Here is a 15,814-nt window from a genome sequence, read left to right as displayed (position 1 = left end):
CGCTGTGCGCGAAAAACAACAATAAAGATCCAAGAGCTCCAATGAATTCAATCGTATTGGCAGTACTGGCCATGGTTACCCTGTCGATGATGCGGGTCTCCGTGGTCTTTGCTCTGGTGTTGGCCGCCGTGATCGGGGGATTGACGGCGGGTATGCCGATCGAAGCGATCATCGAGGCCTTCAATGACGGCCTGGGCGGCGGGGCGTCTGTGGCTCTGGCCTATGCGACCCTGGGCGCCTTTGCCGTTGCGCTATCGCGTACCGGTATTGCGCAGCGCCTGTCGGCGCGGGTGGTCCAGCACCTGGGGGGCAGCCAGCACAAAGGCGGGCAACTGGCCCTGGTCAAGTGGGGCATGCTGACCTGCCTGGTGCTGGCCGGCTTTGCCGCCGAAACCGTCATTCCGGTGCATATCGCCTTCATCCCGATCCTGGTGCCGCCGCTGCTGCATGTGATGAACCGTCTGCAACTGGACCGGCGCCTGACGGCCTGCGCCATCACCTTCGCGATTACCGTCACCTACATGTCGCTGCCCATCGGCTTCGGCACCATCTTTCTCAACGACATCCTGATCGGCAACGTCAACCAGGCCGGTGTCGCTCAGGGGCTGGCGGTCAGCCGCGAGATGGCGCCCCAAGCGATGGCGATCCCTGCGTTGGGAATGGTTCTGGGGCTGGCCCTTGCCGCGTTCAGCTATCGACGCAAACGCGTCTATCAGGAGCTGCCGGTGGCCGGCGAACATCTGCGCAGCAGCACTGAGCCGCTGGGCGCCCGGCAGCTCGGTCTGATCGCCGCGGCCCTGCTGCTCGCGCTGGGGGTGCAACTGTGGAGTGGTTCCATGGTTTTCGGCGGGCTGGTGGGCTTTGCCGTGATTTCGGTGAGCGGCGTGATGCGCTGGGGCGAGCAGGACGATGTGTTCACCCAGGGCATGCGGTTGATGGCATTGGTGGGCTTTATCATGATCGCTGCCGCCGGTTTCGCCGCGGTGATGAAGGCCACCGGCGAGATCCCCAACCTCGTCAGCAGTTCGGCCGAACTGATAGGGAATAACCGCGGGCTGGCGGCGCTGGTCATGTTGCTGGTGGGGCTGCTGATCACCATCGGCATTGGTTCGTCGTTCTCCACCGTGCCCATCATCGCCTCCATCTACGTGCCGCTGGGGCTGGGCTTCGGTTTCTCGCCGCTGGCGATCATCGCCCTCGTGGGAACTGCCGGGGCCCTCGGCGATGCTGGCTCGCCTGCTTCGGACTCGACCCTGGGGCCAACCGCGGGCTTGAACGCCGATGGCCAGCATGACCATATCTGGGACACGGTGGTGCCGACCTTCCTGCATTTCAATCTGCCCTTGATCGCCGCGGGTTGGCTGGCCGCGATGGTGCTGTGAACCGGTAATACGCTCAGGTCGCTGCACCTCGGCCACGGCGGACGCTATTATCCGCGTATCGCGCGTCGACACTAGGGAGCCTGAGTGGCCAGTACTACACCACGCTATCGCGTCATCGAGGAGTATCTGCTCGAGCGCATCAGCGCCGGCGATTTTCCGGTCAATCATCAGATCCCCGCGGAGGAGCAGCTGGCACGGGACTTCGGCGTCAGCCGGATGACCGCCAACAAGGCCATCCGCGATTTGGTGCAGAAGGGCTATCTGATCCGCCAGGCCGGGCTCGGCACCTTCGTCACCGACCGCAAGGCCGAGTCGTCGTTGCATGAGGTACTGAATATCGCGTCCGAGGTCAGGGGCCGGGGCAACGACTACAGCAATCAGGTTTTGCGCTGCGAAGCGATCGAGGCGGATGACGAAGTGGCATTGCGGCTCGCTGTACGGGTGGGCACACCGACCTTCCACAGTATCCTGGTGCATCGCGAAAACGGCCTGCCGATCCAGTTGGAAGATCGTTACGTCAACCCGCGTTGGGTGCCGGACTACCTGAGTACCGATTTCACCCGGCATACGCCCAACGAAGTACTGGTGGCCGCCTGCCCGATCTCTGATGTCGAGCATGTAGTCGAGGCGGTGTTGGTCGACGCGCAATCGGCCGAGTGGCTGGCCATGGACCCCGCCACGCCTTGCCTGAGCATGATCCGCCGCACCTGGTCGGACGACCATCTGATCAGCTACGCGCGGCTGATCCATCCCGGGGATCGCTATAAGCTGCGATCGGCGCTAAAGCACAGGTAGATTGCCAACCGTCAGCCGCCTCGGGGCGCATACAGAGCGGCAAAGGGGCAGCCGGGCAGCGCTAGGTGCGGTCGGCCACGACACCGATGATAAACAGTACCAACAGCAGCACGGGTGCCAGGGTGTAATTGTTGAATTGCGCCAAGCCCTTGGCCAGCCAGGGGCTGAGATAGATGATGCCGAGGCCGTAGACCAGCGCGCAGAACACCACGAAGAGCAGGGTGCGCAGAACGAAATTCAGGCCGCCAATGTTCTTCTGCACCCAGGCGTTCAGCGCCGGCCCGAACAGCACGAAGAGGGTGGCCATGATGGCCAGAGAAATATCGAATAGATGATGACGGCTCCAGCGCGACAGTATGGCGATGAGGTCGAGTACGAGATCCATGCAAGGTCCTTAGGGCAGGAAAAGCTGTAGCAGGTCATTCAGGAACAGTTGTCCCTTGGGCGTGGCGACCAGCCGTTGCGGGTCGTTCGTCAGCAGGCCGCGGGCTTCGGCTTCGTGCCGTGCTTTGGCCAGCAACTCCAGCGGCAGGCCGGTGCGCTGAGTGAACAGCAAGGAGGGAACGCCGTCGGTGAGGCGCAGCACATTCATCAGGAATTCGAAGGGTAATTCGTCCGGCTGCAGGCGCTTGTTGCCCGCGCGAAAGGGCTTCGCTGGATCGAGGTAATCCTTGGGCAGGCGCGTCTTCCTATGACGCCGAATCTGCCCATCGGGGTCGCTCGACTTGCCATGTGCTCCGGCGCCGATACCGAGAAAATCGCCGAACATCCAGTAATTGAGATTGTGTCGTGCCTGGCGCCCAGGTTGCGCATAGGCGGAGGTCTCGTATTGACCGTAGCCATGCTCGGCGAGCAGCGCCTGGCCGGCTTCCTGGATATCCCATAGCGTCTCGTCCTCGGGCAGCTGAGGCGGCTTGCTCCAGAACTCGGTGTTGGGTTCGACGGTGAGCTGGTACCAGGACAGGTGCGTTGGCCGCTGGGCGATGGCGGTGCGCAAGTCGCTAAGGGCATCGTCCAGGCTCTGCTCGGGTAGGCCATGCATCAGATCGAGGTTGAAATTATCGAAGCCGGCCGCGCGCGCCATGTCGGCAGCACGCACGGCCTCGTCACCGTCATGGATGCGGCCCAGCGCCTTCAGCTTGGCGGCCTGGAAGCTCTGTACGCCGATCGACAGACGATTGATCCCCAGGCTGCGATAGTCGCGGAATTTCGCCTGTTCGAAGGTGCCCGGATTGGCTTCGAGGGTGATCTCGATGTCGTCGGCAAAGCCGACCCGCTGTTCCAGCCCGTCGAGAATCTGGCCCAGCGACCTGGCGGAAAACAGGCTTGGGGTTCCCCCGCCGAAGAATATCGAGGTGAGCGTGCGGCCCTGAACCTGATCTTGATCGCAATCCAGATCGGCAAGCAGCGCGGCGACATAGGCATCTTCTGGCAATGCCGGGCCCGCGGCGTGCGAGTTGAAGTCGCAGTAGGGGCATTTACGCACGCACCAAGGTATGTGGACGTAGGCTGCCAGCGGCGGTAGTTGGAAACATGAACCCTGACGCTCGATGCTATCGGTGGGCTTCGCGCGTCCAGTCTGCGGCTTCTGCCTCCCAGCTTCGCTCATGCGATTCCCAGGCGCTGCTTGAGCAAGGCCATGGCTCGTGCGCGGTGGCTGAGCTGATTCTTGTCCGCAGGCGCCATTTCGGCGCTGGAGCAGTTGCGCTCCGGGATCCAGAACAGCGGGTCATAACCGAAGCCATGCTCGCCTTGCGCCGCATGCAGAATGCGCCCGTGCCACAATCCTTCGCAGATGATGGGCAGCGGATCATTGGCGTGCCGAACAAGTGCCAGCGCGCAGACGAACTGCGCTCCACGCTCGGCATCCGGTACGTCTTTGAGCGCATGGAGCAGCTTGGCATTGTTCGCCGCGTCGCCTTGGCCGTCGGCGTAGCGCGCCGAGTAGATGCCCGGAGCGCCGCCGAGATGATCCACTGCCAGGCCCGAGTCATCGGCGAGCGCTGGGAGTCTGGATACCTTGGCCGCGTTGCGCGCTTTGAGGATAGCGTTCTCAACGAAGGACAGCCCGGTTTCTTCCGGCTCGACATCACTGAATTCACCAACCGAGCGGACGCGCACGGCGTCTCCCAGCATGGCTTGCAGTTCCTTGAGCTTGCCGGCGTTATGGCTGGCAAGCACTAGTTCATTGAAGGGCATCATTCGTCCGGAAAGAACTCTTGAGTGAAGTCGAAGTTGATCGGGGCCGCGCCCGTGGGTTGTACGTTCAGGTTGAAGCGCAGGTTTTCCCGGGAGTCGAAGGGAAACTGTGCGAGGTAATAGATGGCCTCGTCACCTTCCTTGAGCTGCTTGAAGGTCAGAGGATAATTCTGGCCGAGAAGGTTTCTCACCGTGCCACTGACTTGCGCCACAACCGGCTTACCGGCCTTGAGTACCGAGACGTTGACCACGCCTTGCGCCTTGCTGCGCACAAGGCCCGCGGCTGCCGCAATATCAGGCTGCAGGAAGCCGGAATTGAAGGCGATGTAATGCACATCGTATTCGCCAACACTGTGTTTGCGCTCGGCCACGGCAGGCATTGCCAATAGCAGAGCGAACAGACATATCAGGCTGCGTTTCATGGGGCGTTCCTCCTGTGATGAAGCGGATCACCGGCCCGGGCCGGTGACGCGATAGATACCGATCTCTCCGATCAGGTTGGGCCATAGCCGGCTCGCCACGCCGTGCCTGTGATGGCGATCCACTGCAAGTCGCTCTAGCACCCGGGCACCGCGCTCACGACACAGCCGCTCAAAGTCCTCAAATGTGCAAAAGTGGATGTTCGGCGTGTTGTACCAAGTGTAGGGGAGAAACTCCGACACGGGCATGCGGCCCTTGCTCGCAAGGTACCAGCGGCAGCGCCAGTGCCCGAAGTTGGGGAAGGTAATGATGCACTCGCGCCCGACCCGGAGCATTTCCTTGAGCAGCAGGTGAGGGTAATGAACCGCCTGTAACGCCTGGGTCATGACCACCATGTCGAAGCTGTCACTGGCGAAGTTTCCCAGGCCCTTGTCGAGATCCTGCTCGATGACGTTGACACCTTTCTCGATGCAGGCGGCGATGTTGTCGGGATCGATCTCCAGGCCGTAACCGCTGACCTGCTTGTTGTCTCGCAGCCAGGCCAGCAGCTCACCGTTGCCGCAACCGAGGTCGAGCACGCGGCTACCTGCTGGTATCCAGTCTTGGATGATGTCCAGATCGGCGCGCATGTGGGTTCCTTATACAGCGATGCGGTTCATGTAGCCGCGAAACGCCTGCAGATAGCGGGGGATAGGAATAAGAAAAGCATCGTGGCCCTGAGGGGCGTCGACTTCCAGATAGCAGACGTTCTTGCGTGCCGCCATCAGCGCATCGACGATTTCATGCGAGCGCTCCGGCGAGAAACGCCAGTCGGTGGTAAAGGAAATCACGCAGAAGTCCGCCTTGGCGATCGATAAGGCTTCGGCCAGATCGTCGTCATAAGCGGCGGCTGGATCGAAGTAATCCAGCGCCTTGGTCATCAACAGGTAGGTATTGGCGTCGAAGCGACTGGAAAACTCTTCGCCCTGGTAGCGCAGATAACTCTCGACCTGAAACTCGACGCTGTTGAAATCGTAGTTGAGCTTTTCGCTCTTCAGGCCGCGGCCGAACTTGGTCCCCATGGCGTCATCGGACAGGTAGGTGATGTGCCCGACCATGCGGGCCAGCATCAGGCCGCGCTTGGGAATGACGTTCCGCTCCTGAAAGTGACCGCCGTGGAACTCCGGATCGGACAGAATCGCCTGGCGGGCCACCTCATTGAACGCGATGTTCTGTGCCGACAGCTTGGGCGCCGAAGCGATGGCGACGCAGTGACGAACGCGCTCCGGGTAGCTCATGGCCCACTGCATGGCCTGCATGCCGCCCAGGCTGCCACCCACTACCGCCGCCCATTGTTCGATGCCCAGCACGTCAGCCAGTCGTGCCTGGCTGTTGACCCAGTCCTCGACGGTAACTACCGGAAAGTCCGCTCCGTAAGGCTTGCCGGTCAGTGGGTTCTCGCTGCTGGGGCCGGTCGAGCCGTTACAACCGCCAAGGTTGTTCAGGCTGACCACGAAAAAGCGATTGGTGTCGATCGCCTTGCCCGGCCCGATGCAGCTGTCCCACCAGCCGGGTTTGCGGTCGCTGAGGTCATGGTAGCCGGCCGCATGGTGATGCCCGGACAGGGCATGACAAATCAGCACAGCGTTGCTGCGCGCGGCGTTCAGTTCGCCGTAAGTCTCGTAGATCAGTTGGTAGTCGTTCAGCGTGCGTCCGCAGGCGAGTGCCAGCGGCTCGGCGAAATGCTCAACCTTCGGACTCACCAGACCAACGGAGTCGGCTGGAATAGCTGTGGGCATCGACCCTGGCTCGTACTGGAAGAAGGCGGCAAAGTCTAAAGGTTAGCGCGCTTCAATTCATCCTCAATCGTAAAGCGGCGTCAGCTCACGCTGGCGCTGGTGAGGCTGACGACCTTGCCCTGACGGCGGATCGGTGCGGGTCGCCGCAGCAACCGCAGCATTTCCCCGGCCTGGGCCAGTTGCAGCTCCAACTCGGCACTGTAGCGTGCCAGCAGCCGGCCACGCTGACTGCTCTGCTGGCTATCCTGCGCCAGAGTCTTGAGGCGTAGCATGTGGGCTTCGAGCTGCTGCTTATGCTCCAGCGAATGTTGCATCAGCGGCATCAAGGCTTCACCAGCCCATTGCTCGGCCTCGCGTCGCAGGCGTTGATGCATCCCGATCACCTCTTGTGCGAGAGTGGCGAAGAAGCGACGGGTCAGGGTGCGTTGTTCAGTGAGCAGTGTCTTGAGCTGCAGGCGGAAATGGTCTCCCTTGATCTGCAGTCCTTTGAGTTCCTGCTGATACGGGGCGAGCAGAAACAACGGAGCGTCGGCGCCTTGCAAGGGGTTCGCTTCATTGTGCCGCCGATAGATCGCCGAGACGATTTTGTTTGCCAGTGCGGCTTCGTGCTCAAGCGCCCCCAGGTCCTGCTCGACCGAGCGGAAGAAGTGCAGGATGCTCAGGTTGATACCCAGGGTGGTCAGGCTGCCGGTCAGGCTTCGACGCAGGCGTGTCAGGTGTTCCTCCAAGCGCTCGGCGCGCACGGTGCTGCGCAGCAATTCACCCTGACGTTGCAGCAGGCGCTGGTTGGTTTTCAGCTGCAGCAGGCGCTTGTGGTGCTGGTTATGTTCATGACGAGTGCGGGCGGTCAGTTCCAGCAGTAGCTGCCCGCTATCCTGGCGCTGGTTGTTGAGCAGCTCGCCCTGTTCGCGAATCTTGGCCAAGCGCTGGGTCAGGATATGTTGGCTGTTCTGCAGCAGAGCGAGCACCTGGCGCACCACTTGTTGCTCGAGCAGGCTTTCCTTCTGCGCGAGGATGCGTTCGCAAAGCAGATGCTCCAGCGACAACAGCTGGCTGCGCTCGAGCAAGCCCCGGTCGCCGCGAATCTTTGCCAGCAGCGCCTGTTTGGCCGAGAGCGGTAGCACGTCTTCGACGGCGATCCCCAGCTGCTGAGCGGTGGCGGTTTGCATCCGTTGAATGGCCTCATTGACGAAGGCATCGCCGGAAACGTCGTCCCAGAGCACGTCGATTTTGTTCAGTACGGCGAACAGGTGGTTCTGGTTGCCGTCATCGAACTGACGGATGTGCTGCTGCCAGATATCCATGTCGCTGGCCGTCACGCCGGCATCGGCGGAGAGCAGGAATATCACCGCCTGGGCGTTCGGTAGCATGGACAGGGTGAGTTCCGGCTCGCTACCCAGCGCATTCAGGCCGGGCGTGTCGAGAATACGCAGGCCTTGGCGCAGCAGTGGATGATCGAAGTTGACCATCGCGTGCCGCCAGGCGGGCACCATCACTTCGCCGGCAGTTTCCGATTGCTCCAGGGTGTCAGGGTGGAATCCGAGCTGGATGGCTTGCTGTTCAGGCAGCGACCTGGTGGCAGCGACTTGGGTGAATGCTTCTACCATAGCGTCCGGGTTGTCCGGATCCAGCGGGATATTTCGCCAGACATGCGGGGTGCGCTTGAGCTGGGCGATGCTGGTTTCGTCCAGGCGTGATTCGATAGGCAGCAAACGGATGTAGCAGCGTTCCGCGCGCGGATCGAAAAACAGTTCGGTCGGACACATGGTGGTGCGACGGCCCGTGACGGCAGTATGCGTTGGCCGTACCCGGAGAAAAACAGACTGTTGATCAGTTCCGTCTTGCCCCTGGAAAACTCGCCAACAAAGGCCAGGGTGATGTGATCGGTGCGCAGCAGTTTCAGCGCGCGGTCCAGTCTGGCATCGACCGCCTCGGAATTGAGACGGTTGTGGGTCAGCCAGCTGCGGTAGCGAGTGATCTCGCGAATGAGGTCGCGCTTCCAGGTGACGTAGGCATCCACCTGCCGGTCGAGTCGTTCCATGATCGTGATGCATCCTGAAGGCGTAATCGGGCGATTATCCCAGTCGCCCGGTGCGCGTCAATCGAGCCGCTGTGAACTACCGCCCAAAGGCTGCATCAGGCGAGTGGGCGGCGGTACACGTCAGATCAGCGAACGGAGAATGTTGGGCATGTGCGTCATCATTGCCAAGTTATTGATGACCAGCATGTCCAGCAGCTTGATCGCGAGGAACGCAAAGATCGGTGAAATATCCAGTCCGCCGAGATTGGGTAGCAGGCGGCGGAAGGGCGCGAGCGCCGGCTCGACGATCTGGCTGACCAGTTGCGCGCCGGGGTTGTGGCTGCCAGGCGCTACCCAGGACAGGATCACGCTGATGATCAAGGCGTAGAAGAAGATGTTGAGGAACAGCCCGGTGACGCCAATGATCGCCCAGACCAGCAGCTGCAGCGGGTTGCCGATGGTGCCGTAGGCCAGCATCAGGATTGCAGCCATCAGCAACACTTGAACCACGATGGCCAATACCAGCGAGGACAGGTCGAGCCCGCCGACGCTGGGAATCACCCGGCGCAACGGCTTGAGCAGTGGGTGCGTGGCGCGCACGATGAACTGGCTCAGCGGGTTGTAGAAATCGGCCCGAACCAACTGCAGGATAAAGCGCAACAGCACGATCAGCAGGTAGAGGCTACCGAGCGTCTGGATGATCAGGATCAGGGCTTGCGAAAGTTGCGACATGAAGGCTCCTTATTTGCCCAATTGTTCGGCGAGTTCGGCCGAGCGGTGCGCGGCTGCATTCATCGCCTGTTGAACCAGGGTTTCGAAGCCGCCCGCCTGGAAGGTTTTGATCGCCGCTTCGGTGGTTCCGTTCGGCGAGGTGACCCGGCGCCGCAGTTCCGCTGCGTCGAGGTCGCTCTCGCAGGCCATGCGGGCAGCGCCTAGCGCGGTGTGCATGGTCAGTTCGGCCGCCGTGGCGCGAGGTAGCCCCAGCTGTTCACCGGCCGCGGTCATGGCTTCCATCATCAGGAAGAAGTACGCCGGGCCGCTGCCGGACACGGCGGTGACGGCGTCGATTAATGCCTCGTTGTCTAGCCAGAGTGCCAGACCAACCGCCGACAGCAGCTGCTCGGCCTGCTGCTTCTGTGCGTCGGTGACCTGGGCGTTGGCAAACAGCCCGCTGACCCCCTGGCGCAGCAACGACGGAGTATTCGGCATGCAGCGCACGATCGCTCTTGGCGACTGCGCACCCAGCCAATCCTGCAAACTGGCGCAATTGATCCCGGCGGCGATCGATACGATCAGCTGTTTCGCTTGCAGGTGTCTGGCGAGGTCACGGCAGACGGCTTGCATCACCTGTGGCTTGACTGCCAACACGATGACATCGGCGCTCGCCAAGGCTTGGCCGTTGTCGGCAAAGGTTTCGATGCCATGGGTGGCCTGGAGCTCGGCGCGCTTGTCTGCGCCGGGATCGCTGGCGCAAATGGAGGTGGCTGGGATGCCTTGGGCACGCAGCCCGCCGATCAGGCTGGCAGCCATGTTTCCGCCGCCAATGAAGGCAATACGGGGTGTGCTCATGCGTGGATTCCTTTATTCATGCGGGCGGGCGGCCATAGTCTCGGGCACCGAACAGAGCGGTGCCGATACGGACCCAGGTGGCGCCTTCGGCAATGGCGGCCTCGAGGTCCTGGCTCATGCCCATGGAGAGAGTGTCGAGTTCGAGTCCGAGCTCTTTTTGCAGTTGACGCAGGCGGGCGAAAGCGGCGCGCTGCTCGGCGGGGTCGTCGGTCGGTTCGGGAATTGCCATCAGCCCGCGCAGGCGGAGGCGGGGCAGGGCGGCAATGGTGTGGGCCAGTTCCGGTACATCCTGCGGCTCGCAGCCGGACTTGCTGGCTTCGCCGCTGACATTGACCTGCAAGCAGATATTCAGCGGTGGCAGTGATTCGGGGCGCTGGTCGGAGAGCCGCTGAGCGATCTTCAGGCGGTCCACCGAATGTACCCAATCGAAATGTTCGGCGATCGCCTTGGTTTTGTTTGACTGAATCGGGCCGATGAAATGCCAGGTGAGGGGGAGGTCGCCCAGGTCGGCCTGTTTGTCCAGCGCTTCCTGCAGGTAGTTTTCGCCGAAATCGCGCAGTCCGGCGACGCTGGCCTGGCGAATGGCGTCGGCGGGCTGCGTCTTGCTCACGGCCAGCAGGCGTACCTCGTTGGGATCGCGCGCTACAGCTTGCGCCGCCTCACGGATGCGCGCTGCGACCTTTGCAATATTGTTCGCTATCGTGGACATTACCTGCGCCTGCCACCTTAGGGTCTGCGCGGCATTCTACCTGCTTGCTTGTAATTGGGGAGTCCCATGGATATCACAGAACTGCTGGCCTTCAGCGCCAAGCAGGGTGCGTCTGATTTGCACCTGTCTGCCGGCCTGCCGCCGATGATCCGCGTCGACGGCGATGTGCGGCGAATCAACCTGCCGGCGATGGACCACAAGCAGGTGCACGCGCTGATCTACGACATCATGAACGACAAGCAGCGCAAGGATTTCGAGGAATTTCTCGAGACTGACTTTTCGTTCGAAGTCCCCGGCGTAGCGCGTTTCCGAGTCAACGCCTTCAACCAGAATCGCGGTTCCGGTGCCGTGTTCCGGACCATTCCATCAAAAGTGTTGACCATGGAAGACCTGGGCATGGGCGAGGTCTTCCGAAAGATCACCGACGTGCCGAGGGGACTGGTGCTGGTGACCGGTCCCACCGGCTCGGGCAAGTCGACCACCCTGGCGGCCATGCTCGACTACCTGAACAACACCAAGTACCACCACATCCTCACCATTGAGGATCCGATCGAATTCGTTCACGAATCCAAGAAGTGTCTGGTCAACCAGCGCGAAGTGCACCGCGACACCCTGGGCTTCTCCGAGGCCTTGCGTTCTGCCCTGCGGGAAGACCCGGACATCATTCTCGTCGGTGAAATGCGCGACCTGGAAACCATCCGTCTGGCGCTGACCGCCGCGGAAACCGGTCACTTGGTGTTCGGTACCCTGCACACCACCTCCGCCGCCAAGACGATCGACCGCGTGGTTGACGTGTTCCCGGCCGAAGAAAAGTCCATGGTCCGTTCGATGCTCTCCGAATCGCTGCAGGCGGTGATTTCCCAAACCCTGCTGAAGAAGGTTGGCGGCGGTCGGGTGGCGGCCCATGAGATCATGATCGGCACGCCGGCGATCCGTAACCTGATTCGCGAGGACAAGGTGGCGCAGATGTATTCCTCGATCCAGACCGGTGGGTCGCTGGGCATGCAGACACTCGATTCCTGTCTAAAAGGCTTGCTGGCCAAGGGTTTGATCTCGCGCGACAGCGCCAAGGAAAAGGCCAAGCAGCCCGAAAACTTCTAACCTACCGGAGGCCTGGCGGCGTTGTCGCCTGGCTTTCGCTTCGCGACAACGCGGCTACGCCAGACTACGAGAACGACAATGGAATTCGAGAAACTGTTGCGCCTGATGGTGGAAAAGGGCGGCTCCGATCTGTTCATTACCGCCGGCGTGCCGCCTTCGATGAAGGTCAATGGCAAGATCCTGCCGGTGAACAAGACGCCAATGTCGCCGGAGATGACCCGCGAAACCGTGCATGCCGTGATGAACGAGCAACAGCGCCGCGAATTCGCCGAGAACCACGAATGCAACTTTGCCATCAGTGCCCGTGGCATCGGTCGTTTTCGTGTCAGTGCCTTTTATCAGCGCAACCTTGCCGGCATGGTGCTACGTCGCATCGAAACGAACATTCCGACGCTCGAAGACCTCAAGCTGCCGGACGTTTTGAAGAAGCTGGCGATGACCAAGCGTGGCCTGGTGCTGTTCGTCGGTGCCACAGGTACCGGCAAGTCCACCTCGCTCGCTGCGATGATCGGCTACCGTAACAAGAACTCCAGCGGCCACATCATTTCCATCGAAGACCCCATCGAATTCATCCATCAGCATCAGAGCTGCATCGTCACCCAGCGCGAAGTCGGCATCGATACCGATTCCTTCGATGTGGCGCTGAAGAACACCCTGCGCCAGGCCCCCGATGTGATTCTTATCGGCGAGGTGCGGACCCGCGAGACCATGGATTATGCCGTGGCGTTCGCCGAAACCGGCCACCTCTGCCTCGCGACCCTGCACGCCAACAACGCCAACCAGGCGCTGGATCGGATCATCAACTTCTTCCCAGCCGATCGCCAGCAGCAGGTCTGGATGGACCTCTCGCTCAACCTCAAGGCCATCGTCGCTCAGCAGCTCATCCCCACGCCGGATGGCAAGGGACGCCGTGCGGTCATCGAAGTTCTGATCAACACGCCGTTGGCGGCCGATCTGATCCGCAAGGGCGAGGTGCACGAACTCAAATCACTGATGAAGCGCTCCACCGACCTCGGCATGCAGACGTTCGATCAGGCGCTCTACAACCTTTACGTGCAGGGCGAAATCACCTATGAGGACGCTTTGCTCCACGCCGACTCGTCCAACGACCTGCGTCTGATGATCAAGCTGGGCTCGGAGACCGATGGCGAGCACCTCTCCAGCGTCTCGCAGGGCCTGACTCTGGAAGTCAGCGACGACGAGCCGGGACGCAACTTCCGCTGATCAAATCTGCCTGGGCAGGCCGACGCGTTTACCTGGGCGGCTGGCAACACGCTCGGCCTGGCCGTCACGTTGCGCGCCGGCCCGGGCGCGGCTCATTAGCTGCGGAATTAACGGGCCTTCCGGCAGGTTTTTCCAGAAGCGCACCGGCAGGTTGCTCTGCATCACCTCGCGGTTGAGTCGTGCCGGGTTGAAGGTGCTTTCGTAGTAGGTCTTCCACAGTTCCGCACCCGGGTCCCGTGCGGTCTGCGCCAGCTGTTTCCAGGCGGGCGGACAAGGCTGGGCGTAGTGCATGACCTGGCCATCCCATAGCACCGCATCATCCGGTGTCGCGATCAGCCACGAATGCAGTCCCATACGCTCGGCGAAGTGCGGCGCCGCGCTGGGCAGAATATCGTGTGCAGGCTCGAACCAGGCCACATAGTCAGGGGCCTCATTTGAGCCCGTTGGGCTGAAGCGGAGAAAGGCGTGCATATGGTGTGCTTCGCGGCGTACTGACTTGATCCGCGCCTGCAGCTCACTGCCATCGGCATCGCCAGCCAGCCTAGCCGTTTGATCGCCTTTGGCGACTCGCCAGAGAATGCGATATAGCAAGCTCCAACGATCACTCGTGCGATAGCGCGCCGCCGCCTCCAGTTCCGCTAGCAATTGCCGCTGAATGCGGATTGACCGGGGTTTCTCGATCGCCTCGAGCGTTTCCGCCTCATCGAATAGACCGCCCGGCGCGTCGCCGCTTAGCCATTCCACTTGATGCGGCGCGACCCCGCCGAGCAGCAGACGGCGCGCGGCGGCGCGCCAGCCATCGAAACTGCCATCAAAGCGCACCTGGCGCATCACCACAGCCCCATCTGCACGGGACCTTCGCTGAGCTGCGACGCAAGGTGGCTGACTCTCGGTAGGCCAGATTGGGTCGGTAGTCCTGGGTGATGACGAAAGGTTTGGCTTTCTCCAGCGAGCAGCGCAGGCGTGTCAGGTCTTCGAAGCGGATGCGCTTCTGCCGGCGCAGGGCGACCAGGCGTTTGGCACTTAGTATTCCGATCCCAGGGACACGCGCGATCAATGCGGGCTCGGCCCGGTTCAGATCGACCGGAAACTGCTCTCGATTGGACAGTGCCCAGGCCAGCTTGGGGTCGATATCCAATGGCAGGTTGCCGGGGCCGCTGAGCAATTCGCTGGCCTGGAAGCCATAACCGCGCATTAGAAAGTCGGCCTGATACAGGCGATGCTCGCGCAGTAGCGGCGGTGCTTCGAAGGGCACGGTCTTGGGGCTATGCGGGATCGGACTGAACGCCGAGTAATACACCCGGCGTAGACGGTAATCGCCGTACAGTGACTGTGCGGTGTGGAGAATCGTGTTGTCATCCGTAGCATCGGCACCGACGATCATCTGGGTGCTCTGTCCGGCCGGAGCGAAGCGCGGCGCTCGTTTTTCTACCTGAGCTTCGGTCTCGCCCTGGTGAATTGAACGCATCGCCTGTTTGATCGTTACGACCTGCTTTTTTCCGGCGCCAGGCGGATCAGGCTGCTCTCGGTCGGCAGTTCGATGTTGACGCTGAGCCGATCGGCATAACGGCCAGCTTCTGCTATCAGGAGAGGGTCGGCGTCGGGGATGGTTTTCAGATGTATATAGCCGCGAAACTCATGTTCTTCACGCAGTAACTTGGCGACGCGGACGAGCTGTTCCATGGTGTAGTCCGCCGAGCGAATGATGCCGGAGCTGAGAAACAGTCCACTGATGCAGTTCCGGCGGTAGAAATCGAGCGTCAGCGTCACTACCTCTTCCGGTGTGAAGCGTGCGCGGGGTACATCGCTCGAGCGCCGGTTAACGCAATACTGGCAGTCATACAGGCAGAAATTGGTCAGCATAATCTTCAGCAGCGCTACGCAACGCCCATCCGGCGTAAAGCTGTGGCAGATGCCCATGCCGTCCGTGGCGCCGAGTCCGCTGCGGCCTTTTGAGCTGCGCTTCGGCGCGCCGCTGCTGGCGCAAGACACGTCGTACTTCGCGGCGTCCGCCAGTACGCTGAGTTTCTCTATCAGTTGCATGAGGAATTGCCGTGATACTGTTTGCATGTACAGTATCACGATGACATAGCCGAACAACGCCCGCTCGGCAGAAACTACACGCAATCGGAATCGGATAAGCTCAACGGGCATCACCCAAATCAGACAGCGAGGCTTAGATGCGGCAGAACACCCATAGCACCCTGATCGGTTATCTCCTGTGGATCTTTGGATTCCTCGGTTCCCACCGTTTCTATTACGGCAAGCCGATCACTGGCACCATCTGGTTCTTCACCCTCGGCTTGTTCTTCGTCGGCTGGATCATCGATCTGTTTCTCATCCCGTCGATGGATCGGCAGGCCGACATGCGCTTCCAGCCGGGGCCGATCGATTACACCGTGGCCTGGATCCTGCTGACTTTTCTCGGTGTGTTCGGCGTGCACCGTATGTATCAGGGCAAATGGATTACTGGCCTGATCTACCTGTGCACTGGCGGGTTGTTTTTCGTTGGCGTGCTCTATGACTTCTGGACACTGAACAGCCAGATCTCGATGCGCAACATGGAAAAGCGCTGGTAGCGGCGAGTCTCGAAGGCGGCCCGGCTTGCGGGCCGGGC

The 15,814-nt window shown here is 61.3% G+C and carries 15 protein-coding genes and 2 pseudogenes; 5 read left to right on the top strand and 12 right to left on the bottom strand.

Annotated elements, in window-relative coordinates:
* Positions 1–41: 41 nt before the first annotated feature.
* Both DQ405_RS02740 and hutC read left to right on the top strand, forming a co-directional pair.
* Positions 42–1,382: a Na+/H+ antiporter family protein gene (locus DQ405_RS02740; RefSeq protein ID WP_168422825.1), complete on the top strand. Its 1,341-nt coding sequence runs from the start codon at positions 42–44 to the stop codon at positions 1,380–1,382.
* A gap of 84 nt (positions 1,383–1,466) precedes the next feature.
* Positions 1,467–2,177 carry a histidine utilization repressor gene (gene hutC, locus DQ405_RS02735; protein WP_168422824.1) on the top strand — a complete coding sequence of 237 codons (711 nt, stop codon included), beginning with the start codon at positions 1,467–1,469 and terminating at the stop codon, positions 2,175–2,177.
* A gap of 61 nt (positions 2,178–2,238) precedes the next feature.
* Here hutC and DQ405_RS02730 read toward each other — a convergent pair whose 3' ends face one another.
* From DQ405_RS02730 to DQ405_RS02685, 10 genes and pseudogenes are all read right to left on the bottom strand, one after another.
* A complete protein-coding gene (locus DQ405_RS02730; protein WP_168422823.1) occupies positions 2,239–2,562 on the bottom strand; it encodes a DUF3392 domain-containing protein in 324 nt (107 codons plus the stop codon).
* A 9-nt stretch (positions 2,563–2,571) separates the two neighbouring features.
* Complete coding sequence (gene hemW, locus DQ405_RS02725; RefSeq protein ID WP_168422822.1) at positions 2,572–3,786, bottom strand: radical SAM family heme chaperone HemW; 1,215 nt, start codon at positions 3,784–3,786, stop codon at positions 2,572–2,574.
* Positions 3,783–4,379 carry an RdgB/HAM1 family non-canonical purine NTP pyrophosphatase gene (rdgB, locus tag DQ405_RS02720; protein ID WP_168422821.1) on the bottom strand — a complete coding sequence of 199 codons (597 nt, stop codon included), beginning with the start codon at positions 4,377–4,379 and terminating at the stop codon, positions 3,783–3,785. Before rdgB ends, hemW begins: the two co-directional genes overlap by 4 nt.
* A complete protein-coding gene (locus DQ405_RS02715; RefSeq protein WP_168422820.1) occupies positions 4,376–4,798 on the bottom strand; it encodes a DUF4426 domain-containing protein in 423 nt (140 codons plus the stop codon). The genes rdgB and DQ405_RS02715 overlap by 4 nt, the downstream gene beginning before the upstream one ends.
* 27 nt (positions 4,799–4,825) lie before the next feature.
* A complete protein-coding gene (gene metW, locus DQ405_RS02710; protein WP_168422819.1) occupies positions 4,826–5,425 on the bottom strand; it encodes a methionine biosynthesis protein MetW in 600 nt (199 codons plus the stop codon).
* 9 nt (positions 5,426–5,434) lie between these two features.
* Positions 5,435–6,574, bottom strand: a complete 1,140-nt coding sequence (metX, locus tag DQ405_RS02705) for a homoserine O-succinyltransferase MetX (RefSeq protein ID WP_168422818.1) — start codon at positions 6,572–6,574, stop codon at positions 5,435–5,437.
* Positions 6,575–6,654: 80 nt separating this feature from the next.
* A pseudogene (locus DQ405_RS02700) lies at positions 6,655–8,615 on the bottom strand (dynamin family protein).
* A 120-nt stretch (positions 8,616–8,735) separates the two neighbouring features.
* Positions 8,736–9,326 (bottom strand): YggT family protein, encoded by a 591-nt coding sequence (locus DQ405_RS02695; RefSeq protein ID WP_168422817.1) that lies wholly within the window; start codon positions 9,324–9,326, stop codon positions 8,736–8,738.
* 9 nt (positions 9,327–9,335) lie between these two features.
* Positions 9,336–10,163 (bottom strand): pyrroline-5-carboxylate reductase, encoded by an 828-nt coding sequence (gene proC, locus DQ405_RS02690; protein WP_168422816.1) that lies wholly within the window; start codon positions 10,161–10,163, stop codon positions 9,336–9,338.
* Positions 10,164–10,179: 16 nt separating this feature from the next.
* Positions 10,180–10,872, bottom strand: a complete 693-nt coding sequence (locus DQ405_RS02685) for a YggS family pyridoxal phosphate-dependent enzyme (protein ID WP_168422815.1) — start codon at positions 10,870–10,872, stop codon at positions 10,180–10,182.
* A 66-nt stretch (positions 10,873–10,938) separates the two neighbouring features.
* On the opposite strand from DQ405_RS02685, the gene pilT reads away from it, so the two are divergent.
* Both pilT and DQ405_RS02675 read left to right on the top strand, forming a co-directional pair.
* Entirely contained in the window at positions 10,939–11,973 is a 1,035-nt protein-coding gene (gene pilT / locus DQ405_RS02680; protein ID WP_003303153.1) for a type IV pilus twitching motility protein PilT, read from the top strand.
* Positions 11,974–12,051: 78 nt separating this feature from the next.
* Positions 12,052–13,197 carry a PilT/PilU family type 4a pilus ATPase gene (locus DQ405_RS02675; protein ID WP_168422814.1) on the top strand — a complete coding sequence of 382 codons (1,146 nt, stop codon included), beginning with the start codon at positions 12,052–12,054 and terminating at the stop codon, positions 13,195–13,197.
* Here the strand turns inward: DQ405_RS02675 and DQ405_RS02670 are convergent, their stop codons facing one another.
* Together DQ405_RS02670 and DQ405_RS02665 are read right to left on the bottom strand one after the other, a co-directional pair.
* On the bottom strand, positions 13,198–14,028 hold the full coding sequence (locus DQ405_RS02670; RefSeq protein WP_168422813.1) for a TIGR03915 family putative DNA repair protein: 831 nt from the start codon (positions 14,026–14,028) through the stop codon (positions 13,198–13,200). It lies immediately after the preceding gene.
* Positions 14,028–15,240: pseudogene (locus tag DQ405_RS02665) on the bottom strand (putative DNA modification/repair radical SAM protein). Before DQ405_RS02665 ends, DQ405_RS02670 begins: the two are co-directional and overlap by 1 nt.
* A gap of 137 nt (positions 15,241–15,377) precedes the next feature.
* On the opposite strand from DQ405_RS02665, the gene DQ405_RS02660 reads away from it, so the two are divergent.
* Positions 15,378–15,776, top strand: coding sequence for an NINE protein (locus DQ405_RS02660; RefSeq protein WP_168422812.1), 399 nt, complete (start codon positions 15,378–15,380; stop codon positions 15,774–15,776).
* The last annotated feature ends 38 nt before the right edge of the window (positions 15,777–15,814 follow it).

Source organism: Pseudomonas sp. SST3 (genome assembly GCF_003325755.1).
The sequence above is the reverse complement of the archived record's forward strand: the minus strand, read 5'-3'. Positions and strand labels throughout refer to the sequence as shown.

What these genes read in the sequence shown, in the direction of transcription:
- DQ405_RS02740 (WP_168422825.1), top strand. Translation starts at nt 42, where the DNA reads ATGAATTCAATCGTATTGGCAGTACTGGCCATGGTTACCCTGTCGATG.
- DQ405_RS02730 (WP_168422823.1), bottom strand. Translation starts at nt 2,562, where the DNA reads ATGGATCTCGTACTCGACCTCATCGCCATACTGTCGCGCTGGAGCCGT.
- hemW (WP_168422822.1), bottom strand. Translation starts at nt 3,786, where the DNA reads ATGAGCGAAGCTGGGAGGCAGAAGCCGCAGACTGGACGCGCGAAGCCC.
- rdgB (WP_168422821.1), bottom strand. Translation starts at nt 4,379, where the DNA reads ATGATGCCCTTCAATGAACTAGTGCTTGCCAGCCATAACGCCGGCAAG.
- DQ405_RS02715 (WP_168422820.1), bottom strand. Translation starts at nt 4,798, where the DNA reads ATGAAACGCAGCCTGATATGTCTGTTCGCTCTGCTATTGGCAATGCCT.
- metW (WP_168422819.1), bottom strand. Translation starts at nt 5,425, where the DNA reads ATGCGCGCCGATCTGGACATCATCCAAGACTGGATACCAGCAGGTAGC.
- metX (WP_168422818.1), bottom strand. Translation starts at nt 6,574, where the DNA reads ATGCCCACAGCTATTCCAGCCGACTCCGTTGGTCTGGTGAGTCCGAAG.
- DQ405_RS02695 (WP_168422817.1), bottom strand. Translation starts at nt 9,326, where the DNA reads ATGTCGCAACTTTCGCAAGCCCTGATCCTGATCATCCAGACGCTCGGT.
- proC (WP_168422816.1), bottom strand. Translation starts at nt 10,163, where the DNA reads ATGAGCACACCCCGTATTGCCTTCATTGGCGGCGGAAACATGGCTGCC.
- DQ405_RS02685 (WP_168422815.1), bottom strand. Translation starts at nt 10,872, where the DNA reads ATGTCCACGATAGCGAACAATATTGCAAAGGTCGCAGCGCGCATCCGT.
- pilT (WP_003303153.1), top strand. Translation starts at nt 10,939, where the DNA reads ATGGATATCACAGAACTGCTGGCCTTCAGCGCCAAGCAGGGTGCGTCT.
- DQ405_RS02675 (WP_168422814.1), top strand. Translation starts at nt 12,052, where the DNA reads ATGGAATTCGAGAAACTGTTGCGCCTGATGGTGGAAAAGGGCGGCTCC.
- DQ405_RS02670 (WP_168422813.1), bottom strand. Translation starts at nt 14,028, where the DNA reads ATGCGCCAGGTGCGCTTTGATGGCAGTTTCGATGGCTGGCGCGCCGCC.
- DQ405_RS02660 (WP_168422812.1), top strand. Translation starts at nt 15,378, where the DNA reads ATGCGGCAGAACACCCATAGCACCCTGATCGGTTATCTCCTGTGGATC.